A 20,381-nucleotide genomic window follows, 5' to 3' on the forward strand; every position below is an offset into this window, starting at 1 on the left:
TCAGTCTTTCCAAGTGTTTGGAAATATAGTCAGGATGCTAGCATGGTGACCATGGCGACCAGGCCGCGCACATCGTCTCCCGTTCCCTTCCCCAGCTTGGGCAAGGTGTTCGACGTGCTGAGCGACGACAGCCGCCTCGCGATCGTCCGGCTGCTACTCGACGGCGAGCTGCGCACGGCCGGGCAGATCGCCGAACTGGTCGAGCTACCGGCGTCGACGTGCTCCTACCATCTGTCGAAGCTGCTGAGCGCGGGCATCACCGTCTGCCAGACCGAGGGCACGCACCGGCTCCCCGTCCTGCGCCGCGCCGAACTCGAGGAACATTTCCCCGGACTGCTGGACCTGATCCGCCATGGGGCAACGGTGTAGCGTCGCGGCCGGATCCGTGGTCCGCTCCTTGCGGTACTACGAGCAGCAAGGGCTCGTGACCAGTACCCGCGCACCGAGCGGACAACGGCACTACGCGAACTCATGCCGTGTGTGGACAGTCCGAGCCACCGGACCACACAGCATGCGATGGCGACGATGCGACGTGAGCGCGACCGCCTGACCGCCGCGGCGGAGAAGCTTCTGCACGCCCACGACACCTTGGACGCACTGCTGAGGAGTCATGCCGGTCCTTGAGGGGCGCGCCGTGGTGTGCGACACAGGCCCTTGCCTCTGACATACATGTCAGGTTTTAGGCTCTCTTCGCACCCCGGCGTCACCGCGATGACGCCCTGACCATCGGAGCACGAAGAATGACCGTTTCCCGCGACGCGGGGGAGATTTCCGATGTTCTCGTCAGCTATGCCACGGGCATCGATCGGCGAGACTGGTCGGTTATCGAAGCCGCGTTCACGACAGACGTCCGAGCCGAATATCCCGGGGTCGGGCACTGGGCCGGTATCGACGCGTTCGTCGGTTTTCACGCTCCTACGCTTCGGCGGTCCTGCAGATCGATCGCGACGATCCGGAGAGGGTCCTGAAGGTCGACGGGTTCTACGACGACGAACTGGTCCGCAAGCCCGAAGGCTGGAAAATCGACCGTCGAACGGCAACGATCGTCTCGGCTGTCGAGCACCGGACACAGACCGTGACACCCGCACAGGGATAGGCGCCGGTTCAGGTGATGGCGGCCAGCCGGAGCACCCGCTCGGCCTGCTTGAAGATCGGGCCGTCCACCATGCGGCCTTCGAACGTGGTCACCCCACGGTCGTCGCCGACGTGCGCCAGCAGCCGGCGGGCCCACTCGACCTGCTCGGGCGCGGGACGGTAGGCCGACCGGATCACCTCGACCTGGCGGGGATGGATCGCGACGGTGGCGTCGAAGCCGACGGCCACCGCGTCGGCACTCTCCAGCGCCAGCCCGTCGACGTCGTCGATGTCCATGTGGACGGCGTCGAGGGCAAGCCGCTCACAGGCCTTCGCCGCCATCAGAACCCTGGATCTGGCGTACCGCGCGATGTCACGATAGGTGCCGTCGCCGTGCCGGCTGGACGTTCCGCCCAGCCCGGCGACGAGATCGTCCGCCCCCCACATCATCGCGATGACGTTGCCTTCTTCGGCGAGGGCACCGGCCTGTTCCACACCGCTCGGAGTTTCTACCAGCGGGATCACACCGGCGTCGATCGCCGACACCTGCCGCGGGTGTTCGGCCTTGGCGAGCATGACGCGGTCGAGCCGCAGCTCCGCGACGAGGCCGAGGTCTTCGCCGTGGTCCGCGGTCAGGGGGCCGTTGATCCGGACGACGGTCCGATCCCTGTTCAGCGCCCCGGTCGACGCAAGATCCCGAAGCGCGTCGCGGGCGCTGGGCTTGCGCGCGGGCGCGACCGCGTCCTCCAGATCGAGGATCACCACGTCCGCCGCGGCGAGCGCCTTGGGGTAGCGGTCGGGCCGGTCGGCGGGACAGAACAGCCAGGCCGGTCCGGGCAGCCAGTCAGGCATCGGGCGCCATCCTGACGAGAGTCTTGCGCGTCGCGATCGCCACGATCTCGCCGTGCTGGTTGCGCCCGGTGTGCTCCATGGTCACCACGCCCTCGCCCGGCCGGCTGGCGGAGGGGCGCTTGTCGACGATCAGTGTCTCGGCGTACAGGGTGTCGCCGTGCCGCACGGGCGCCGGGAACCGCACGTCGCCGAAACCCAGGTTGGCCACGACGGTGCCCTGCGTCAGCTGCCCCACCGAGAGCCCCACCAGGGTGGAAAGGGTGAACATCGAGTTCACCAGGCGCTCGTGGAACGGGGCCAGCTGCCCGCTTTCGTGGGCGTCCAGGTGCAGCGGCTGGGTGTTCATGGTCAGCGTCGTGAACAACACGTTGTCCGCCTCGGTCACGGTGCGGCCGGGCCGGTGCTGATAGACCGTGCCGACCTCGAACTCCTCGAACCACAGGCCCCGCTGCACCACGGTGCGCCGTGGCGTGTCCTCGGTTTCGGCCATCGTCTGTACCCCTTTCCGGCTCGGTTGTGTCATTCGACCGGCAGGCCGAGGCCCCGGGCGATGAGCAGGCGCTGGACCTCGGAGGTGCCCTCGCCGATCTCCAGGATCTTGGCGTCCCGGTAGAGCCGCGCGACCGGGTACTCCTCCATGAAGCCATAACCGCCGAAAACCTGGGTGGCGATCCGGGTCGCCGTCACCGCGGACTCCGTCGCGTACAGTTTCGCGACCGCCGCCGCCTGCTTGAACACCGGCACCGGCGCGCCGGCGTCCTTCATCGCGGCGGCCTGGTAGGTGAGCATCCGGGCCGCCCGGACCATGACCTCCAGGTCGGCGATCTGGAATGCGACACCCTGCTTGCGGCCGATCGAGCCGCCGAAGGTCTGCCGCTCGCGCGCATAGGCCAGCGAATGGTCCAGGCAGGCCTGGATGCAGCCCACCGCCAGCGCGGCGATCGCGACCCGCCCGTCGTCGAGGGTGGCCAGGAACTGCGCATACCCACGGCCGCGCTCGCCCAGCAGGTGATCGAAGGGAACCCGGCAGTCGGTGAAGGTGAGCGGGTGGGTGTCGGAGGCGTGCCAGCCGAGCTTGTCGTAGGCCTTCTCGGCGACGAAGCCGGGAGTGCCGGTGGGCAGCATGATGGCGCTGATCTCGGGGCGGCCGTCCGCCCGGGTGCCGGTGCGGGCCGTGACGGTCACCAGGGAGCTGATCTTCGACCCGGAGTTGGTGATGAACTGCTTGGCCCCGTTGACAACCCACTCCTGACCCTGCAGCTGCGCCCGGGTCTTGGTCGCGCCCGCGTCGGACCCGGCATCCGGCTCGGTGAGCCCGAAGCCGGCCAGGCTTCGTCCCGCGACCAGGTCGGGGAGCCAGCGTTCCTTCTGCGCCGCGGTGCCGTAGGTCAGGATCGGGTTGATCCCGAGGCCCACCCCGGCCTCCAGGGTGATGCCCATCGACTGGTCGACCCGGCCGAGTTCCTCGATGGCGACGCACAGCGAGGTGAAGTCGCCACCGGCTCCGCCGTACTCCTCGGGCGCGGTCAGACCGAACAGCCCCAGCTCGCCCATCTGCCCGACCACGTCCACCGGGAAGTGGTGGTCGCGGTCCCACTGGTCGGCGTGCGGCGCGATGACCTTCTCGGCGAAGTCCCGGACGACGTGGCGGAACTCCTCGTGCTCGCGCGAAAGCGCGAAGGTGCTGGACACCGGGTTCTCCTTCAGACCGACCGATCGAGCGCGGTGTCGAACTGCCGCAGGAGCGCGGCCTGTGTCTCGCGGTAGTGGGCGACGTTGCCGAGCTTGACGTCCTCGTAGCCCCGCACCACATCGGGCAGCTCGGCCAGCGCGATCGCGGTGGCATGGTTGTCCGGGGTGAGCTCGTTGGTGAAGCGCTGCAACAGGTTCAGGTAGTCGAGCATCAATTCGCGTTCGACGACCCGCACCCGGGCCCGGCCGAAGAGGTCCCATCGGGTGCCGCGTACTCGCCGCATCCCGCGCAGCACCTTGAAAGCGGGCCGGAACCACGGCCCCAGCCGCAGTTTGCGGTCCATGCCCATGGCTTTGAACACGGGAGGGTGCAGATGCCAGGCCGCCACGGCGCCGTCGCCGAACCGGGACGCGAGTTCGGCGTCGATCGCCGGATCGAGCGCCAGCCGGGCGACCTCGTACTCGTCCTTGTAGGCCATCAGCTTGTGCAGGTACCGGGCGGCGGCCTCGGCCAGCGCCGTCGAACCGTCGAGTACTGACGCCTCCTTGGCACGAACGGCCTCGACGGCGACGCGGTAGCGCTGCGCATAACGAGTGCCTTGGTAGGCCACGAGATCCTCGCCGCGGGTGCGAACGATCCGGTCGAGTTCGCTCTCACCGGGTAGCGCGGCCCACCGGTCCGCCGGACCGGCCTCGTGCGCCTCGACGGCGGCACGAAGCCCGGCGGGGTCGGCCACGTATTGGCGCCCTCGGCGGAAGGCCTGCAGGTTCTTCTCCACAGCGACACCGTTGAGCCGGATCGCTTCCTCGATGGCCGTACTCGGCAGCGGGATGGCCCCCTTCTGGAAGCCCACGCCGACCAAGAAGATGTTGGTGGACTGGTCATCCCCGAACAGCGCGAGCACCGTCGCACCGGCATCGAAGAACTCCGCGTCCCCGCGGACCCGCCCGGCGATGGCGGTGACGAGACCGTCGACGTCGGGGAAGTCCTGTGAGACATCGGAAACCATCCGGCCGGTGGGCACTTCCGCCGTGTTCACCACTGCCACCGTGCGATCCGCCGAGGCGACCCCGAGGTTGACCGGATCCGCGGCGACGAGCACGTCGCAGCCCAGATACAGATCGCACGCACCCTGGGAAAGCTTGCTGGAGTCCCCGTTCTCCGTGCGGTGGAACCGGATGTCGGACACCACCGCACCACCCTTCTGCGCCAGTCCGGTCTGGTCGAGTGACCGCGCGGTCCAGCCGGCGAGGAGCCCGGCGGTGGCGAGCACCTGCGAGACCGTGACGACACCGGTGCCGCCCACCCCGGTCAGCCGGACGCCGAACTCGTCGGTGGAAACAACCGGGGACGGCGGCGGGACGTCTTCCGGGGTCAACGCGGGCAGAGTGGACTGTGCCGCCGACTTTTCGCGTGGAGTGACCGTCATGAAGGCGGGACAGTCCCCCTTCAGGCAGCTGTAGTCGACGTTGCACGAGGACTGGTGGATCTGGGTCTTGCGTCCCAGTTCGGTGCTGACCGGCTGGACGGAGAGGCAGTTGGACTTGCTGCCGCAGTCGCCGCAGCCCTCGCAGATCCGCTCGTTGATGAAGACCCGGGACTCCGGGGTCTCCAGCTGGCCGCGCTTGCGCTTGCGACGCTTCTCCGTCGCACACTCCTGGTCGTGGATCAGCACGGTCACCCCGGGAATGGCGGCCAGCTCTCGCTGTGCTTCGTCGATCCGGTCCCGGTGCCACACCACGACATCGGACGGCAGCTGGATGCGCCGGTACCGCTTGAGATCCTCGGTGGTGACGATGATCCGGGCGACCCCTTCGGCGCGCAGCACCGCGATGATGCGCTCCACGGACATGGCGCCCGCCGGCTGCTGTCCTCCGGTCATGGCGACGGCGGAGTTGTAGAGCAGCCGGTAGGTCATGTTCACGCCGCCGGCCACGGCCGCGCGGATGGCCAGCGACCCGGAGTGGTCGAACGTGCCGTCCCCGAGGTTCTGCACGAAGTGGTCGCGGTCGAGGAACGGGGACATGCCGACCCACTGCAGTCCCTCGCCGCCCATCTGACTCAGGCCGGTGACCGTTCCCACCTGGGCCTCGTCCATCAGCAGAACCATGGCGTGGCAACCGATCCCGCCGCCGACGAGGGAGTCCCCCGAGGGCTTGGTGGAGGCGTTGTGGGGGCATCCCGAGCAGAAGTACGGCGCGCGCTTGGCGCTGGCGGCCATCGGCAGCATCGTCCGGCCCGCGGGCCTGGACGGCTCGCGGTCGGGGTCGGCGACCGCGAGGCCGTGGGCCGACAGGCGGCGGTAGACCCGGGGTGCCAGCACGTCGACGTCCAGCTCGCCCCAAGACGGGAGCAGGTCGCGGCCGTCCGGATCGGACTTCCCGGTGATCCTCGGCGCGCCCGGAACGCCGTACAGGATGTCGCGGAAAGCGGTCTCGATGAACGCCCGCTTTTCTTCCAGGACAAGCACTTCGTCGAGTCCGGCCGCGAATTCGGTGACCACGTCCGGTTCCAGTGGCCACGGCATGCCGATCTTCAGCAGGCGCACCGGACTGGAGCCGAGGTCGGCCGGGTCGAGTCCCAGCTTGCGCAGCGTGGCCTGCAGGTCCTGCCAGGTGCGGCCGGCGGCGACGATACCGATCCGGTCCCCCTCGCCACGGCCGACGATCCTGTTGAGGCCGTTCAGCGCCGCGTACTCACGGGCGATGCGCAACCGGGTGGTGAGCTGATCTCGTTCCAGGGGCCCGAGTGTGGGCTGCAGCAAGTGAGCGGTCGGCACGTGCTTCTTCGCACCCGGCGGCAGCGCGGGCAGGGCGCCGGGCTGGTCGAGGGCACTCAGGTCGACGGTGGAGGATCCGTCGGCGACGGCCGTCACGATCTTCAACCCGGTCCACAGGCCGCTGGCGCGGGAGAGTTCGATCGCGTGCAGGCCCAGTTCGAGGATGTCCTGGCTGTCCGCGGGGTAGAGGAACGGGATCGCGAGATCGGCGAGGGCGAACTCCGACGAGCACGGCACGCTGGAGGACTTCGCGGCGGGATCGTCACCGACGAGAACCAGCGCGCCGCCGGTGGGATGAGCGCCCATCAGGTTGCCGTGGCGGATCGCGTCCGTGGCGCGGTCGAGTCCGGGTGCCTTGCCGTACCAGATCCCGACGACGCCGTCACGGTTGGCGCCTTCGAACGTGTTGGCCAGCTGGCTGCCCTGGACGGCCGTCGCGGCCGCCTCCTCGTTGAGCCCTGGCTTGAAGGTCACGTCGTTCGCTTCGAGCAGCTCGCGGATGCGACCGAGTTCGAGGTCGTAGCCGGCCAGCGGTGAGCCCTCGTACCCCGAGATGAACGTGGCGGTCCGGCGCCCGGCCGCGGTGTCACGGCGGTGCTGGTCGATCGGCAACCGGGCGAGCGCCTGGATACCGGTCAGCTGCGCCTTTCCCGCCGTCGCGACGTAGCGATCGCCCAGCGACAGGCCGACCCGCACGGTCGGCTGCGTCGAACTCACAGACACGATGGCCCACCAACCTCCAGCTCAGCAGGTGCCGATGGTCCAAATTAGAGAACGAGAACTGACCTTCCGACAACAAGTCATGTAAATATTGGGCCAATGGCATAGAACGGAGTGACCATGCGGAACGATGTCGATCCACTGGATCTGCGAATCCTGCTGCTGGCGGTCGAGCAACCGCGCGCGGGCGTGCGGGAGTACGCCCGCCAGCTGCAGGTCGCACGCGGCACAGTCCAGGCCCGGCTGGACAAGCTGCGGCGGCTGAACGTGGTGAGCCAGTGGGGCCCCGAGATCGATCCGGCGGCCCTGGGCTACACCACCAAGGCCTACGTGCGGATCAGCCTGTCCCAGGGCGTCCTCGATGATGTGACCGCGCGCTTGCGGAAGATCCCGGAGGTCATCGAAGCCGACTCCACCGCCGGCGACAGCGACATGCTGTGCGTCGTCGTCGCCCGGGGACCGGAGAACCTCGAAGAGGTCATCCAGCGCATCCTGACTGTGCCGGGCGTGCAGCGAACGCGCAGTGAAACGGTGCTGCGGCAACGCATCTCCCGCCGGGTGCACCCGCTCCTCGAAGGACTGCGGCGCGAAAGCACCGGCGGTTGAGCCCGGGTTCGCCGACGCACCGATGAGTTCCGCCGGCCACGCGGGTCTACCCGGACGTACGCCATCGAGCCACCGACTGGAGACCCACCATGACCACTCCCGCGCACGCCGGCCGCATGCTGTTCGTGAATATCCCCGTAGCGGACCTCGAGCGCAGCAAGGCGTTCTTCGCGAAGCTCGGGTTCAGCTACAACCCGAACTTCACCGACGAGACCGCCGCCTGCATGCTCGTCGGCGAGCAGGCCTTCGTCATGCTGCTCAGCCGCGAGAAGTTCGCGGAGTTCTCGAAGCTGCCGATTGCCGATCCCCGCACGCACGCGCTGGCGCTGTACTCCTTCAGCGTGTCGTCGCGCGAGGAGGTCGACGCGGTCAGCGCCGCCGCGCTCGCGGCGGGTGGTACCGAGGCTGATGACGCCGAGGACTACGGCTTCATGTACTCACGCAGCTTCTTCGACCTCGACGGTCACGGCTGGCAGGTCATGTGGATGAACCCGGCGGCGGCGGAGCAGGGACCCGAGGCTTTCGTGGCCGCCACGCAGGACGCGCCGGCCTGATCCGCCGCGGCGAAACGTCGTGGGGGCGGGCCGGCCCCCGCCCCCCACCCCGGGGGGGGGGCCCTGGGAGAAACCGCCGGGGGCCCCCCCCCCTGTCGCCGCGGCCTTTACCCGCGGGGCCTACCGGTGGGGGGGGCCCCCCCCCCCCCCCCCCCCACGACGGTGGACGCTCAGTGACCTTCCAGACGGTGGTAGCCGCCCTGGAAGAACAGCAGTGGCCGGCGCTCGGAGGCCGCTTCGAGATGCCGAACCCTTGCCACCACAAGGAAATGGTCGCCGGTTTCGATCTCCTGCTCGATCTCGCATTCGAGCGCGGCGAGCGCGTTCTCGATCACCGGGTGCCCGAGCACCGGCCCCGGCTGCCACGAAACACCGGCCCATTTGTCGGTACCGCTTTTCGCGAACGCGTTGCTCACCTCGTGCTGGTCACTGGCCAGCATGTTGATGACGAGTTCGCCGATGTCCCGGATGAGCGGGTAGCTCGTGGAGGTTTTGCTCGCGGAGAAGGCGACCAGTGCCGGGTCGAGCGACAAACTGAAGAACGACTGGCACGTGAAGCCGATCGGCTTGCTGCCGTCGAACGCGGAGATGATCGTCACGCCCGAACAGAAGTGCCCGAGCACCGTCCGGAAAAGGGCCGCGTCGATCTCGGCGGGGGCGCTGGACTGCGTGTCAACCATCGATACTCCTTACGCTCTTCGGGTCGAGGCTGTGCCGGTTCGCCGCCACCCACTCGTCCACCACGGACTCGGCGGCTTCCATCTGGGCGGTGAGGAAGCACAGGCCCTTCGTCGGGACGGAGGCACCCAGCTCGACCAGCAGCGGGCGCAACGTGAACTCCACGGCGAGCCCGTGGATGGCATCGCTCGCGGTCATGATCGGGATCGCGGTGACCCCGGCCAGGCCACCGCTGGGGTAGCGGTCGAGGAAGGCCTTCAGCAGGCCTGTATAGCTCGCCTTGTAGGTCGGCGTGCCCACCACGAGGTAGTCCACCGCGGCGAGCTTGTCCGCCAGTTCCGCCAGCTCGGCATGCGGCCATTCGAAGAGGTCGCGTGCGTAGCCGGACAGATCGACGGTCAGCTCGTGGGTCGCCCCGACGACGTCGGCGACACGCTCGGCAACGAGCTGCGCGACCGTCAGGGTCCGTGACTGGGGCTTGGGATTTCCCACTAGAACAGCGAGACGCATTTCACCGCCATCTACACCTTTTCGCGCCGGCATTCGACGCGTCAACGATAAAGGGGGGTGGACCCACGGTTTGTGTCGCGAGCCCGGCGGACGTCTTACGTCTAGGGGTCACTATAGCCAGCTGCCGATTGCCCCGCAATGAAGCTGATCACGTCCTGTTCATCTCCACGCGGCATTCACCGGGCGAGTTCCCCGCCGTCGACGTAGATCGCGCTGCCGGTCACGAACCCGGCCATCGGGCTGACGGCGAACAGCACCGCCCGCGCCACGTCGTCCGGCTCCGCCGCCCGGCCCAGTGGCAGCCGGGCGCCGAACTTGTCCAGGCCCGTCGCCTCTCCCCCGCTGGCGAGTGCGGCAACGCCCTCGGTGCGGGTCAAGGTGGGGCACACCGCGACCGCGCGGACCCCCTGCGGACCGAGTTCGGCGGCGAGGCTCTGGGTGAGGCTGAGCAGCGCGGTCTTGCTGGCCCGGTAGTGTGCGGCGTTGCCATTGACCCGGTCGGTCACGGTCGAGGAGATGTTCACGACGACTCCGTGCCGGTGACCGGCCATCAACCGGGCGGCTTCCTGGGTGCACAGCAGCGCGCCCTCGACGTTGATCGCGTGCACCCGCCGCCACTCTCGCAGCGAGATGTCCAGCAGGCCGGCGCGCGGGAACACCCCGGCCGAGTTCACCAGGATGTCGAGCCGGCCGTGGTCGTCGTGGACACGCGCGAACAGCGCGGAGACGGCGCCCGGATCGGTGACGTCCAGGTCGACCGGAATCTGCCGGGGATCCGGCGGAACGGGCTGCCGCCGGTGCGCGATGTCGGCGCGATAGACGGTGGCGCCGGCTTCGGCCAGCCTGGCCGCGCAAGCACGCCCGATCCCGCTGGCCGCCCCGGTGACGACGGCGATCCGGCCGGACAGGTCCAGCAGGGCAGCCAGCGGCAGACCGCCGTGGCCGGGCGCGATCGTGGTCATGCCGCGGCCTCCGCCAGTGCGCGCCGGGTGGCGGCGACGCGGCCAGGCATGTCGAGCGCGGCGGCCCCGACGAGCTCGCCGCCGCGGGTCCAGGTGACGGTCCAGCCGGGGTTGCCGGAACGGTGTTCGACGGCGTGCGCGTCGGCCAGGTGCGGGCGTCCGATCACCTGGAGTTTGTGCTGGAACTGTTCGGTCCAGAAGGACGGCACGCCGGCGCGTTCGGCCGGGTCGGGCCCGTGGAGCAGGGTCCGCACGGCCCGGGCCGGCTGCTCGGCGGCAGCGGTCCAGTGTTCACCGCGTTCGGTGATCCGGCACACGTCGCCGACGGCGAACACCCGGCCCTCGAAACCGATGGCCCGGTGGAACCGATCGCAGGCGACCCCGTCGGTGAGATCGAGGCCTGATCCGCGCAGCCACTCGGTCGCGGCGACGGAACCCACCGCCACCACGAGGGTGTCGAGGTCGAGGCGCCGCCCGTTGTCGAGGGTGATCTGCTGGACCCGCGGTCCGCCGCGCACCTGGTCCACGGCGGCACCCAGGTGCAGGTGGACGCCGTGCCCGCGGTGGAGCTCGCCCATCATGGTGCCGATCGGGGCAGGGGCGGCGCGCCGCATCGGCGTTGCCGCGGGGTCGATGACGTGCACTTCGAGGCCCAGTTCACGACAGCTGGCGGCGACCTCGAGACCGATCAGCCCGGCGCCGAGGACTGCCACCGGCCCGCCGCGCGCGAGGCTGCCGCGCAGCGCGAGCGCGTCGTTGACGGTGCGGAGCGTGTGCACGCCGGCCAGTGCCGGCAGGTCGAGACGCCGGGCGTGGGCGCCGGTAGCGACGATCACCGCGTCGAGGCCGGTCACCGGTCCGTCCGTGGTGTCGATCCTCCGTTCGCCCGGATGCAAGGCAAGTGCGCGGGTGCCGAGACGCAGCGTCAGGCACAGGTCCCCGGGCCGGGGCAAGGTCAGCTCCGAAGGCGCCAGGTCGGTTGTGAGGAACTGTTTCGACAACGGGGGACGGTTGTAGGGCTGGTGGTTCTCGTCCCCGACGAGGGTGATCGTCCCGTCGAACCCGGCCGCGCGCAGCGCCATCGCGCTGCGCAGCCCGGCGAGGGAGGCGCCGACGATCCCCACGTGCCGGATGCTCACGACTCGTCCTCGATCCGGATGGCGAGGGCCGGGCAGACGGAAGCGGCGAGCTGGACCTTGGCCCGGAGGTCCTCGGGCACGGTGGCGGCGAGGTGCACTTCGCCGTCGTCATCGAGGTGGAAGACCTCGGCCGCGACGTACTCGCATTGACCGTGGCTCTCGCACAGGTCGCGGTCCACGACGATCTTCATGATGCGGTTCCTTCCTCGGACCACGCCCGCAGGTGGGCGACGGCCGGCTCGGCGGTGCTGCGGGACAGGGCCGCGTCCGCCGCGCCCCAGTGCGATCGGCGTTTGATCAGCACCCGCCGGGTCACAGTGACCACGGTGGTCCCGCCCGGTTTCGTCGCGACGATCCGGTAGGTGAGCACACCGGCGCCGGCGCGCGGGCTCGGTTCGTCCACGGCGACCACTTCGCTGGCCGCGTACAGGGTGTCGCCGGTGAAGACCGGGGCGGGCATCCGGAACTCGAGGTAGCCGAGATCGCCCAGGGAGTTCTCGCTCATCTCCTCACTCGTCAGGCCGACCGCCAGGGCCAGCGCGACGCAGGCATTGAGTAGCGGAGCCGGAAACGCACCGTCCATATAGGACGTGAGGGAATCGGAGTTGAAATGCGTTTGCGCGGTGTTCATCGTCAGCAGGGACAGCCCCTGGTTGTCCGCCGTGCAAACCGTGTGGCCGCGGCGGTGCGCGAACCGCTGCCCGACGGTGTAGTCCTCGTGGTACCGGGTGGGACTGGTGATGCTCATGAGCGACCCGCATCGGCGGCGCGGAACCGGACCAAGCTCGTCCGGGTGTAGCTGAGCACCAGCTCGTGGTTCTGGTTGGCGGCGGCGGTGCGCCACCGCACCACGCCCCAGCCGGGGCGACTCGCGGAGGTCCGGCGCTGTTCGACCGTGCTGGCGGCGTACACGGTGTCGCCGACATGTGTCGTTGTGGTGAACCGGATGTCGTCGGCACCGAGGAAGGTTCCCCCGGACTCGGACAGGTCGGCGACGCTGAGCCCCAGCACGATCGAGAACACGAGCAGGCCGCTGACCGGCAACCGGTCTTCCCCGAGGTGTGTCGCGTAGGCACGGTTGAACAGGGCCGGCTCGTAGAGGTGGGTCTGGGTGGCGAACGTCGTCGCGTCCGACTCGGTGATCGTCCGGCCCCAGTGGTGGGAAAAGACCCTGCCCTCGGTGAAATCCTCGAAATAGTAGGGCGGAGCCTGCTGATCGGGCTGAAGTGTCATGGTCAGTCCTTCGGCCTCAGGTCCAGCCAGCGGCGTGCCTTGAGCTCCGTCGTGGGCAGCGTTCCGGGGTCGACCACGGCCACGTCCAGCCGAGTGCCGATGGCGGTCTTCAACGCGGCCGCGGCCCGCCCGGACAGGTCCCGATGATCCATACCCCGCAACGGTTCCAGCTCGACGGTCACGATGTCGTGCTCGTCGACGCGTTCCACCTTCAGCCGGAACTGAGGCGAAGCGCCGCCGACGCCGGAAAGGATCTGTTCCACCGCGGAGGCGAAGATGTTGACGCCACGGACCTTCACCATGTCGTCCAGTCGCTCCTTGATCCACATGCGACGGCCGGGATTGCCGCAGGCACACGGCTCGTCGGTGTAGACGGCGCCGTCGCGGGTGCGGAAGTTGAACCAGGTCGCCATCGTGCGCTGGCTGATACTGGTGAAGACGTGTTCGGCGAGATCGCCGGGCGCCGCGGGCTCGTTCCGCTCCGGGTTCCAGAACTGGTGGATGGTGTCGCGCTCGAACAGGTGCAGCCCGTTCTGCGCCGAACACTCCACCGCGAACAGCGGGCCGCCTTCGCTGATCCCGTAGAAATCCCGGGTACCACCGGGGATTCCCCACAGGTCTTCGATCCGGGCGCGTTTGCTCGCGGAGAACGTCTCCCCGCCCATCAGCAGCCCTTTGACCCCGCACGCCGCCGGCTCGACCCCGGCCGCGGCGAGCGCGGCACCCAGCGTCAGCGCATAGCTGGGGGTCAGCGCGACGACACTGGGGCGGTAGTCCTTCAGGAGCTGGATGCGGGCGGCGGTGTCGAGCGGCGCACCGGCGGGAATGACAGTGCAGTTCAGCCGGCGGGCACCGTAGTAGAGGCCCCAGCCGGCCGCCCACAGGGACAACGGGAAATTGAACAACACGAAATCTCCCGGCAGCGCGCCCGCTTCGCGCAGCAGTCCGGAACCTTGGGCACCGAAGACGCCGAAGCCTTCGTGCGTGTTGATGAAACGGCCCTGCATCCCTGAGGTGCCCGTCGTGTGGTAGATCAGGGCACCGGACTCGCCGATTTCACGCACGCCGGCGGTCAGCAATCCCCCGTAATCTCCGGGACTTTCCTCGAGCGCCTGGATGTAGTCACGCTTGGTGAGAGTCGGGCACCGGTACAGATCGGCGGGGGTCCGCACGTTCGCGGCCGACATCCCGGCCTCCCGGAAGCGCCGCGCCCAGTACGGGGAGCGCCCGATGACGTGTTCGGCGGTGCCGGCCAGGTGTTCGGTCTGCCAGTGCTCGATCTCCCGCCGGCCGGGTGTTCCCGGTCCGGCGGATGGTGAAGTGGGGTGAGTGGTGGGAGTCACGGTCTTCTCCTGTCTTCGTTGACGTCCCGTGACGGACTAGGCCTGGGTGAACCGGATCGCGAGCGACCGGTGGCCGTGGAACCCGAAGAGTTCGACCGGCTGGGCGGGGTTGTCGTGGGCCGGTTCGATGAGCGAAAGTCGTTGCAGGAGGCGGGTGATCGCCAGGTCGGCTTCCCGGCGGGCGAGGCTTTGGCCCATGCAGGCGTGGGCACCCCGGCCGAAGGCCAGGTGCGGGGCCGACCGGTTGTCACGATCCGGGTCGAACCCCGCCGGCGAGTACACGTTCTCGTCCCGGTTGGCGGACGCGAACAGCACCATCAGTTTCGCGCCGGCCGGCAGCGCGATCCCCTGCACGTGCGTGTCCCGGGTGGTGACGCGGAACAGCCCCTGCAACGGTGATTCATAGCGCAGCACCTCCTCGACGAAGTCGGGCACGAGCGAGGGATCCTCGCGCAGTCGCTGAGCCAGGTCCAGGTCATGGATCAGCACGTGCATGGCGTTGCCGAGCAGGTTGGTGGTCGTCTCGTTGCCGCCCACCAGCAGTTGCTGGCACAAGCTGAGCTGCTCCTGCCGCGTCAGCGCCGGGACGAAGTCGTCGCCGGCACCCTCGACGATCAGCCTCGACAGGAAGTCCGGCCGCTCGTGCAGATCCGCCGCGGCCGCGCGCTCGTCCAGCAGGGCGCTCACGTAGTGCTCGAACTCCACCGTGCTCGCGGCCGCGGAGTCGACCCGATCCGGGGGAATGTTGCCCGCCTGCGCCGAAATGAAGTCATCGGACCACTTCTTGAGTGTGTCCAGCATTTCCGGTGGGAAACCCAGCACCTGACTGATGACGCTCATCGGCAACGGATAAGCGAATTCGGCGACGAAGTCGCACGAACCCCGGTCGGCGAAACCGTCGATCAATTCGTCGACGCGCTCGCGGATGCCCGGGGTCAACCGGCGCACCGTCTGGGCGGGGGCGAACGCCCGCTGCACGATCTTGCGGTACCGCGTGTGCTCGGGCGGATCGGTCAGGATCAGGGTCGGTACCCGCGGATACCCGGGGCCGCCCCGCAGCCGCGCGGCCGCGTCCGGATTCCCTTTGAAAACGTTTCGCCCGGACAGTGATTCCCGCGAGGAAAACCGGTCCGGATCGCCCAGCACCTCGATACAGGCACTGTAGGAGGTCACCAGCCACAGGTTGTGTTCCGGCACTTCGACCAAGGGGGCCTGCGCGCGGAGTTGTTCGTAGGCCGGGTAGGGGTCGGCGACCTGGGCCGGGGACAGCAGTTCGAGTTCATCAGGTTCCGACCGGCCAGCCGGTCGGAGATGGGGACAAAGAGAGGTCATGGCGGTGTCCTTCGCTGGGTGCGTGGGCCGGTCAGTGGGTGCCCGGGGTGATGGCCCCGAGAAAGAGGTAGTCCCAGAAGCGATCGCCGATCTCTTCCGGCGAGTATCGCTGGGCGGGCCGCATCCACAGGTACGCCCAGCCGGTCATCCCGTCGATGGCCAGCATGAGCAGGTGCGGGTCGATGTCGGCACGGATCGTGCCCGCCTGCCGGGCGGCGCTGATCATGTCGGTCAGGCCGGCCCGGTAGGCTTCCAATTGCTGCGCGATCTTGGTGAACGCGGTCTGGTCGATGGTCGGGCGTTCCTGCCAGATCACGGTCAGGATGTCCTGCTCGTCCGCGATGACCCGCATGCGGCCGCGGATGAACTGGCGGAGCCGTTCCGTGGGGTCGACACTCAGCCCCTCCGCGGCCCGGAGCTGGGCGATCAACGCGTCGGTGCCGACCGTGGCGATCTCGGTCAGCAGCTCTTCCTTGGTCGGGTAGTGGTGGTAGAGGCCGGCCTTGGACATCCCGACCGCGTCGGCGATGTCCCGCATGGACGTCGCGTTGTACCCCTGCTTGCGGAAGAGGGCGGCAGCAGCGCGCACGATCCGCTCGGGGACCGAGCCCCGCCGAGTCGTCTCCATGTCACCGCTCCCGTCTCGCCGCTTCACCGGCCAGCCGGACGGTATCACCGACGCGCCCGTCCGGTCAACGGCACCCACCCGGTCTCGGCGAGGGGGTCACGGTCGCTCCGGCCGGACAGGCGCCGGTCGGAGCCCGAAGATCGCGCCACATGCTTCTGAACAGGGAATTTCCTGCTGAATCGCAACCGGCCTCCACTCGCGGAGGCCGCCCGTCGACCAGGCCGCGACTGGGACACGGCGACCGCTTGACGTGTGGGCTGGACCACTGTTACCGTTCCGCCTCGACCGGCCAGCCGGACGGTTTTGGAGATGATCAGTCCCAACTCAAGGAAGAGATGAGGCATGACCACAACCCCCGTGCCGGAGGCACAACTCCCGGCCACCGGAATCCACCGGCCCGCCTACGGCCACTTCATCGGCGGCCGTTGGGCCGACGGCGCGTCCGACGAGCGGATCACCCTGCTCAATCCCGCGGACAACAGTGTGCTGGCAACGGTTCCGTCGGGTACCGCGGCGGACGTCGAGCAGGCCATTGACGCGGCACAGCGCGCGTTTCCGTCGTGGGCGGCGACTTCCCCGTCGCAACGACAGGCTGTTCTCTACGAGCTGGCCCAGCGGCTACGCAAGCGCGCCGCCGACTTCGCGCTCTTGGACACCCTCAATCACGGACCGACCATCACCGAGACCTCCGGGTTCTTCGTCCCGCTGGCCATCGAGCAGTTCGAACTGTTCTCGGGCGCCGCGTGGATGCACACCGGCTCCACCCGGGTCAGCGGCGAACGCCTCGGGCTCGTGCACCGTGAGCCACTGGGGGTCTGCGCGCAGATCATCCCGTGGAACGCCCCGCTCCTGATGTTCGCGGCCAAGGTCGCGCCGGCGCTCGCGGCCGGCAACACCGTGGTGGTGAAACCGTCGGAGATCGCCAGCCTGTCGGTCCTGGCGTTCCTCGACGAGGTGTCGGACGTTCTTCCCCCGGGCACGGTCAACGTCGTGAACGGGTACGGACCCGCGGTCGGCGAGCCGCTGGTGACCGACCCGCGAGTCCGGAAGGTCGCCTTCACCGGCTCCCGCGCCACCGCGCGGACTCTGATCGGCTACGCGGCCGCGAACATCATCCCGCAGACCATGGAGCTGGGCGGCAAGTCCGCCAACATCGTCTGCGCCGACGCGGACCTCGACGCGGCCGCCGAGGGAGCGGCGATGTGCGTGGTCGCGAACAAGGGCGAGTTCTGCCTCGCCGGCAGCCGGGTGTTCGTGCACGACGAAGTGCTGGACGAATTCCTCGACAAGTTCACCGGCGTGCTGGGGCGGATCAAGGTCGGCGACCCGACCGACCGCGCGACCGGCCTCGGCCCGCTGGCCTCCCGGGCCCAGCTGAAGAAGGTCACCGGCTACCTGGAACTCGGCCAGGCCGAAGGCGCCCGGCTGGTGTGCGGCGGCACCGTCGCCACCGTCGACGGGTTCGCGTCCGGCAACTTCGTCGAGCCCACCGTGTTCGCCGACGTGGACAACACCATGCGGATCGCGCAGGAGGAGATCTTCGGCCCGGTCTCGACAGTGCAGCGGTGGACCGACGAAGACGATCTCATCGCCCGGGCGAACGCCTCCGAGTACGGCCTCGCCGGTGGTGTCTGGACGAGCGACCTGCGACGCGCGCACCGCATCGCCGGGCGGCTGGACACCGGGACCGTGTACATCAACCAGTACTACAACTTCATGGAGAACATGCCGATCGGCGGCTACAAGCAAAGCGGTTTCGGCCGCGAATTCAGCCACGAGGTACTCGAACACTACACACAGACCAAGGCGGTGATCGTCAACCTGCGCGAGGGACCGCTCGGGATGTTCGGCTAGACCTCCGGGGAACGGTGCGAGCAGCGAGATCCGCGCCGTTCCCCGGACGTCCTCACGTCCCGCCGCCGTCGCGGCGGCGCCGGGAAGATCAGCGGCCGTAGGCTTCGAGCAGCCGCAGCCACACCTCACTGACGGTGGGATACGCCGGGACCGCGTGCCAGAGCCGGTCCAGCGGCACCTCGCCGACGATGGCGATCGTCGCGGCCTGCAGCAGTTCCGCGACGTCGGGGCCGACGAGGGTGAAGCCGACGATGACCTTCCGGTCCTCGTCGACGATCATGCGGGCCTCGCCCCGGTAGCCGTCGGTGTAAAGCGCGGAACCGGCGACGGCGCCGAGGTCGTAGTCGACCACCCGGATCCGCAGCCCGGCGGCTTCGGCAGCGGCCGCGGTCAACCCCACCGACGCGATCTCGGGTTCGGTGAAGATGACCTGGGGCACCGCGCGCTCGTCGGCGGTCGCCACGTGCCGGCCCCACGGGCCGTCCTCGACGGTTTCGCCCTTCGCGCGCGCCACGATGACGTCACCGGCAGCGCGAGCCTGGTATTTACCCTGGTGGGTCAGCAGTACCCGGCGGTTGACATCCCCAGCGGCATACAGCCACCCGTCACCGACCAGCGAACCATCCTCCCCCACGACGCGGAGGGTGTCGTCAACGGTGAGCCACGCACCCGGCGTGAGGCCGATGGTGTCCAGGCCGATGTCCTGGGTGTTCGGCGTGCGGCCGATCGCGACCAGGAGTTCGTCGGCCTCGATCTCGTCGCCGGTGGTCAGGCTGATGTGCACCGTTCCGTCGTCGGTGCGCTTCACCGATCCGGCCTCGGCGCCGAGGTGCACCGACACACCGGCGTCCTGCAAGGACTCGGTGACCAGCGCGCCGACGAACGGCTCCGCGAGCGGCAGCACTCCGTCCCGGGCCAGCATCGTCACGGACGACCCCAGTTCGCTGAACGCGGTCGCCATTTCCGAGGCGACCACGCCACCGCCGATAACGGCGAGCCGGCCCGGAATCTCCTTCGCCGCAACCGCTTCCCGGCTGGTCCACGGCGCCGCGGCGCGCAGGCCGTCGATGTCCGGCACCAACGCGCCACTACCGGTCGCGACGACGACCGCGTGCCGCGCGGTCAACGCGGTCGTGGCGCCGTCCGCGCCCGTCACCTCGACGACCCGGGGAGAACTGATCCGGCCCTGGCCGCGGTACAGCGGAATACCCACCGATTCGAGCCAGGACACCTGCCCGTCGTCCTGCCAGTTCGAGGCAAAAGAATCGCGGCGGCGAAGCACCGCCGCGACATCCAGGCCACCGGTCACCGCTTCGCGCGCCCCCGGCAGCTTCCGAACCGCCCGGAGGGCGGCCCCACTGCGCAGCAACGCCTTGGTCGGCATGCACGCCCAGTAGGAGCACTCACCGCCGACCAGTTCCCGCTCCACAATGGCGGCGCTGAGGCCGCCCTGCACCACCCGGTCGGCGATGTTCTCGCCGACCGGACCCGCACCGATGACGATGACGTCATAGGTGACGTCCATCGTCAGTTACCTTTGGCCGCGCGGCCGAGGCGGATCGCCGAAACGAGGAAGAAGATGCCACCGAGGACGGCGTAACCGGCCACGCTGCTCAGCGTCGGGTTCGCCCCGGAGGCGCTGATGACGAAGTTCGCGCCGGCCAGCACCGAAATACCGCCGCTGAGGATCATCGGCCACTGGCCACCCATCTTGCGACGGCCGATCGCCACGATCAGCTGCACGACGCCGGCGACGATCGCCCAGGCACCCCAGACCCGCAGCACCGCCGACACACTGGACGCGCTCGTGATCGCCAGGCCGATCGCGGCCAGCAAGCTGATCCCGATGTTCACATACAGACCGCGAGCCGCGCCGGTGGCGCGAGACGACCGAGAGTCCACAACGGCCGCCGCGACATCGAACAGCGGGTAGATGATCACCAACGTGATCCCCAGCGGTCCGAGGTTTGCCTTGGTCAGGAACAGCAAGGCCGCCCAGACGATGGCGAACCCGAACCGCACGAAATACAACCGGCGCAGCGCCGAGGCGACTCCGCCGGTGGCGGGTGAATCAACAGTGGTCACAACGATCCTTTCGAAGAACTGACGAAGGGGAAGTACTGGTCGGCCGACTCGCCGCCGGCCTCCTCGATCGCGTGTGCGAGGCCGAACGTTCTATCACGTGCAACGGTGGCACACCTTCGCCGCGACGTCAAGACGGAACGTTCTATCTATCTACTAGATCACTGAGCGTGCGCCGGTTATGGCGTGTTCCTCCACAATGGACTCAGTCTGGTTGGATCCATGAGACCTGGATGAGTTGTTTGCCGTTTTTGCGGGTGACGAGGTTGCCGCGGCCGGGGGGCATGGGGCCGGGTTTGACGGTGCCGATGAGGGCGCCTTCGTCTTTGTTGCCGTTCATGA

At 68.9% G+C, this 20,381-nt stretch carries 22 protein-coding genes; 6 read left to right on the top strand and 16 right to left on the bottom strand.

Going from position 1 to position 20,381, the window contains the following annotated elements; translation table 11 throughout:
* Positions 1-51: 51 nt before the first annotated feature.
* The 3 genes from LOZ83_RS18580 to LOZ83_RS40760 all read left to right on the top strand — a co-directional run bounded on the left by LOZ83_RS18580 (position 52) and on the right by LOZ83_RS40760 (position 968).
* The gene (locus LOZ83_RS18580) at positions 52-369 is read left to right on the top strand and encodes a helix-turn-helix transcriptional regulator (RefSeq protein ID WP_236792052.1); all 318 of its coding nucleotides are present in this window, start codon (positions 52-54) and stop codon (positions 367-369) included.
* Complete coding sequence (locus tag LOZ83_RS18585) at positions 353-550, top strand: MerR family DNA-binding transcriptional regulator (RefSeq protein ID WP_236792053.1); 198 nt, start codon at positions 353-355, stop codon at positions 548-550. The genes LOZ83_RS18580 and LOZ83_RS18585 overlap by 17 nt, the downstream gene beginning before the upstream one ends.
* A gap of 190 nt (positions 551-740) precedes the next feature.
* Positions 741-968 (top strand): nuclear transport factor 2 family protein, encoded by a 228-nt coding sequence (locus LOZ83_RS40760; RefSeq protein WP_374202674.1) that lies wholly within the window; start codon positions 741-743, stop codon positions 966-968.
* Positions 969-1,104: 136 nt separating this feature from the next.
* On the opposite strand, the gene LOZ83_RS18590 is transcribed toward LOZ83_RS40760, so the two are convergent.
* From LOZ83_RS18590 to LOZ83_RS18605, 4 genes are read right to left on the bottom strand one after another with little or no spacing between them, the layout of a single operon-like run.
* Positions 1,105-1,926 (bottom strand): CoA ester lyase, encoded by an 822-nt coding sequence (locus LOZ83_RS18590; protein WP_236792054.1) that lies wholly within the window; start codon positions 1,924-1,926, stop codon positions 1,105-1,107.
* A complete protein-coding gene (locus LOZ83_RS18595) occupies positions 1,919-2,416 on the bottom strand; it encodes a MaoC family dehydratase (RefSeq protein ID WP_236792055.1) in 498 nt (165 codons plus the stop codon). Before LOZ83_RS18595 ends, LOZ83_RS18590 begins: the two co-directional genes overlap by 8 nt.
* 29 nt (positions 2,417-2,445) lie before the next feature.
* On the bottom strand, positions 2,446-3,618 hold the full coding sequence (locus LOZ83_RS18600; protein WP_236792056.1) for an acyl-CoA dehydrogenase family protein: 1,173 nt from the start codon (positions 3,616-3,618) through the stop codon (positions 2,446-2,448).
* Positions 3,619-3,629: 11 nt separating this feature from the next.
* The gene (locus LOZ83_RS18605) at positions 3,630-7,115 is read right to left on the bottom strand and encodes an indolepyruvate ferredoxin oxidoreductase family protein (protein WP_236792057.1); all 3,486 of its coding nucleotides are present in this window, start codon (positions 7,113-7,115) and stop codon (positions 3,630-3,632) included.
* A gap of 123 nt (positions 7,116-7,238) precedes the next feature.
* Between LOZ83_RS18605 and LOZ83_RS18610 the strand changes: the two genes are divergently transcribed.
* Both LOZ83_RS18610 and LOZ83_RS18615 read left to right on the top strand, forming a co-directional pair.
* Entirely contained in the window at positions 7,239-7,724 is a 486-nt protein-coding gene (locus tag LOZ83_RS18610) for an Lrp/AsnC family transcriptional regulator (RefSeq protein ID WP_236792058.1), read from the top strand.
* Positions 7,725-7,813: 89 nt separating this feature from the next.
* Positions 7,814-8,278 (top strand): VOC family protein, encoded by a 465-nt coding sequence (locus tag LOZ83_RS18615; RefSeq protein WP_236792059.1) that lies wholly within the window; start codon positions 7,814-7,816, stop codon positions 8,276-8,278.
* A gap of 170 nt (positions 8,279-8,448) precedes the next feature.
* Here LOZ83_RS18615 and LOZ83_RS18620 read toward each other — a convergent pair whose 3' ends face one another.
* The 10 genes from LOZ83_RS18620 to LOZ83_RS18665 all read right to left on the bottom strand — a co-directional run bounded on the left by LOZ83_RS18620 (position 8,449) and on the right by LOZ83_RS18665 (position 16,103).
* Positions 8,449-8,958 carry a flavin reductase family protein gene (locus tag LOZ83_RS18620; protein ID WP_236792060.1) on the bottom strand — a complete coding sequence of 170 codons (510 nt, stop codon included), beginning with the start codon at positions 8,956-8,958 and terminating at the stop codon, positions 8,449-8,451.
* Complete coding sequence (locus LOZ83_RS18625) at positions 8,951-9,499, bottom strand: NAD(P)H-dependent oxidoreductase (protein ID WP_308190239.1); 549 nt, start codon at positions 9,497-9,499, stop codon at positions 8,951-8,953. The genes LOZ83_RS18620 and LOZ83_RS18625 overlap by 8 nt, the downstream gene beginning before the upstream one ends.
* Positions 9,500-9,642: 143 nt before the next feature.
* Positions 9,643-10,428: an SDR family NAD(P)-dependent oxidoreductase gene (locus LOZ83_RS18630; RefSeq protein ID WP_236792062.1), complete on the bottom strand. Its 786-nt coding sequence runs from the start codon at positions 10,426-10,428 to the stop codon at positions 9,643-9,645.
* Positions 10,425-11,567 (bottom strand): FAD-dependent oxidoreductase, encoded by a 1,143-nt coding sequence (locus LOZ83_RS18635; protein WP_236792063.1) that lies wholly within the window; start codon positions 11,565-11,567, stop codon positions 10,425-10,427. Before LOZ83_RS18635 ends, LOZ83_RS18630 begins: the two co-directional genes overlap by 4 nt.
* Positions 11,564-11,758, bottom strand: a complete 195-nt coding sequence (locus LOZ83_RS18640; RefSeq protein WP_236792064.1) for a ferredoxin — start codon at positions 11,756-11,758, stop codon at positions 11,564-11,566. Before LOZ83_RS18640 ends, LOZ83_RS18635 begins: the two co-directional genes overlap by 4 nt.
* A complete protein-coding gene (locus tag LOZ83_RS18645) occupies positions 11,755-12,315 on the bottom strand; it encodes a MaoC family dehydratase (RefSeq protein WP_236792065.1) in 561 nt (186 codons plus the stop codon). The genes LOZ83_RS18640 and LOZ83_RS18645 overlap by 4 nt, the downstream gene beginning before the upstream one ends.
* Entirely contained in the window at positions 12,312-12,800 is a 489-nt protein-coding gene (locus LOZ83_RS18650) for a MaoC family dehydratase (RefSeq protein ID WP_236792066.1), read from the bottom strand. Before LOZ83_RS18650 ends, LOZ83_RS18645 begins: the two co-directional genes overlap by 4 nt.
* A gap of 2 nt (positions 12,801-12,802) precedes the next feature.
* Positions 12,803-14,143, bottom strand: a complete 1,341-nt coding sequence (locus LOZ83_RS40430) for a phenylacetate--CoA ligase family protein (RefSeq protein WP_236792067.1) — start codon at positions 14,141-14,143, stop codon at positions 12,803-12,805.
* Positions 14,144-14,179: 36 nt separating this feature from the next.
* Positions 14,180-15,475 carry a cytochrome P450 gene (locus LOZ83_RS18660; protein WP_236792068.1) on the bottom strand — a complete coding sequence of 432 codons (1,296 nt, stop codon included), beginning with the start codon at positions 15,473-15,475 and terminating at the stop codon, positions 14,180-14,182.
* A gap of 31 nt (positions 15,476-15,506) precedes the next feature.
* On the bottom strand, positions 15,507-16,103 hold the full coding sequence (locus tag LOZ83_RS18665; protein ID WP_236792069.1) for a TetR/AcrR family transcriptional regulator: 597 nt from the start codon (positions 16,101-16,103) through the stop codon (positions 15,507-15,509).
* 342 nt (positions 16,104-16,445) lie between these two features.
* Between LOZ83_RS18665 and LOZ83_RS18670 the strand changes: the two genes are divergently transcribed.
* The gene (locus LOZ83_RS18670) at positions 16,446-17,957 is read left to right on the top strand and encodes an aldehyde dehydrogenase (RefSeq protein ID WP_236792070.1); all 1,512 of its coding nucleotides are present in this window, start codon (positions 16,446-16,448) and stop codon (positions 17,955-17,957) included.
* An 88-nt stretch (positions 17,958-18,045) separates the two neighbouring features.
* Here LOZ83_RS18670 and LOZ83_RS18675 read toward each other — a convergent pair whose 3' ends face one another.
* Together LOZ83_RS18675 and LOZ83_RS18680 are read right to left on the bottom strand one after the other, a co-directional pair.
* Positions 18,046-19,482 carry an NAD(P)/FAD-dependent oxidoreductase gene (locus LOZ83_RS18675; RefSeq protein ID WP_236792071.1) on the bottom strand — a complete coding sequence of 479 codons (1,437 nt, stop codon included), beginning with the start codon at positions 19,480-19,482 and terminating at the stop codon, positions 18,046-18,048.
* 2 nt (positions 19,483-19,484) lie between these two features.
* Positions 19,485-20,042 (bottom strand): hypothetical protein, encoded by a 558-nt coding sequence (locus LOZ83_RS18680; protein WP_236792072.1) that lies wholly within the window; start codon positions 20,040-20,042, stop codon positions 19,485-19,487.
* Positions 20,043-20,381 lie beyond the last annotated feature (339 nt).

Source organism: Amycolatopsis sp. GM8, assembly GCF_021653975.1.
In the GTDB taxonomy this organism is placed as follows: domain Bacteria; phylum Actinomycetota; class Actinomycetes; order Mycobacteriales; family Pseudonocardiaceae; genus Amycolatopsis_E.

Bases quoted from the DNA above. Each gene is read 5' to 3' on its own strand.
- LOZ83_RS18615 (WP_236792059.1), top strand. From the start codon at position 7,814: ATGACCACTCCCGCGCACGCCGGCCGCATGCTGTTCGTGAATATCCCC.
- LOZ83_RS18610 (WP_236792058.1), top strand. From the start codon at position 7,239: ATGCGGAACGATGTCGATCCACTGGATCTGCGAATCCTGCTGCTGGCG.
- LOZ83_RS18645 (WP_236792065.1), bottom strand. From the start codon at position 12,315: ATGAGCATCACCAGTCCCACCCGGTACCACGAGGACTACACCGTCGGG.
- LOZ83_RS18665 (WP_236792069.1), bottom strand. From the start codon at position 16,103: ATGGAGACGACTCGGCGGGGCTCGGTCCCCGAGCGGATCGTGCGCGCT.
- LOZ83_RS18660 (WP_236792068.1), bottom strand. From the start codon at position 15,475: ATGACCTCTCTTTGTCCCCATCTCCGACCGGCTGGCCGGTCGGAACCT.
- LOZ83_RS18595 (WP_236792055.1), bottom strand. From the start codon at position 2,416: ATGGCCGAAACCGAGGACACGCCACGGCGCACCGTGGTGCAGCGGGGC.
- LOZ83_RS18630 (WP_236792062.1), bottom strand. From the start codon at position 10,428: ATGACCACGATCGCGCCCGGCCACGGCGGTCTGCCGCTGGCTGCCCTG.
- LOZ83_RS18675 (WP_236792071.1), bottom strand. From the start codon at position 19,482: ATGGACGTCACCTATGACGTCATCGTCATCGGTGCGGGTCCGGTCGGC.
- LOZ83_RS18640 (WP_236792064.1), bottom strand. From the start codon at position 11,758: ATGAAGATCGTCGTGGACCGCGACCTGTGCGAGAGCCACGGTCAATGC.
- LOZ83_RS18585 (WP_236792053.1), top strand. From the start codon at position 353: ATGGGGCAACGGTGTAGCGTCGCGGCCGGATCCGTGGTCCGCTCCTTG.
- LOZ83_RS18625 (WP_308190239.1), bottom strand. From the start codon at position 9,499: ATGCCGGCGCGAAAAGGTGTAGATGGCGGTGAAATGCGTCTCGCTGTT.
- LOZ83_RS18650 (WP_236792066.1), bottom strand. From the start codon at position 12,800: ATGACACTTCAGCCCGATCAGCAGGCTCCGCCCTACTATTTCGAGGAT.
- LOZ83_RS18620 (WP_236792060.1), bottom strand. From the start codon at position 8,958: ATGGTTGACACGCAGTCCAGCGCCCCCGCCGAGATCGACGCGGCCCTT.
- LOZ83_RS40760 (WP_374202674.1), top strand. From the start codon at position 741: ATGACCGTTTCCCGCGACGCGGGGGAGATTTCCGATGTTCTCGTCAGC.
- LOZ83_RS18580 (WP_236792052.1), top strand. From the start codon at position 52: ATGGCGACCAGGCCGCGCACATCGTCTCCCGTTCCCTTCCCCAGCTTG.
- LOZ83_RS18590 (WP_236792054.1), bottom strand. From the start codon at position 1,926: ATGCCTGACTGGCTGCCCGGACCGGCCTGGCTGTTCTGTCCCGCCGAC.
- LOZ83_RS18670 (WP_236792070.1), top strand. From the start codon at position 16,446: ATGACCACAACCCCCGTGCCGGAGGCACAACTCCCGGCCACCGGAATC.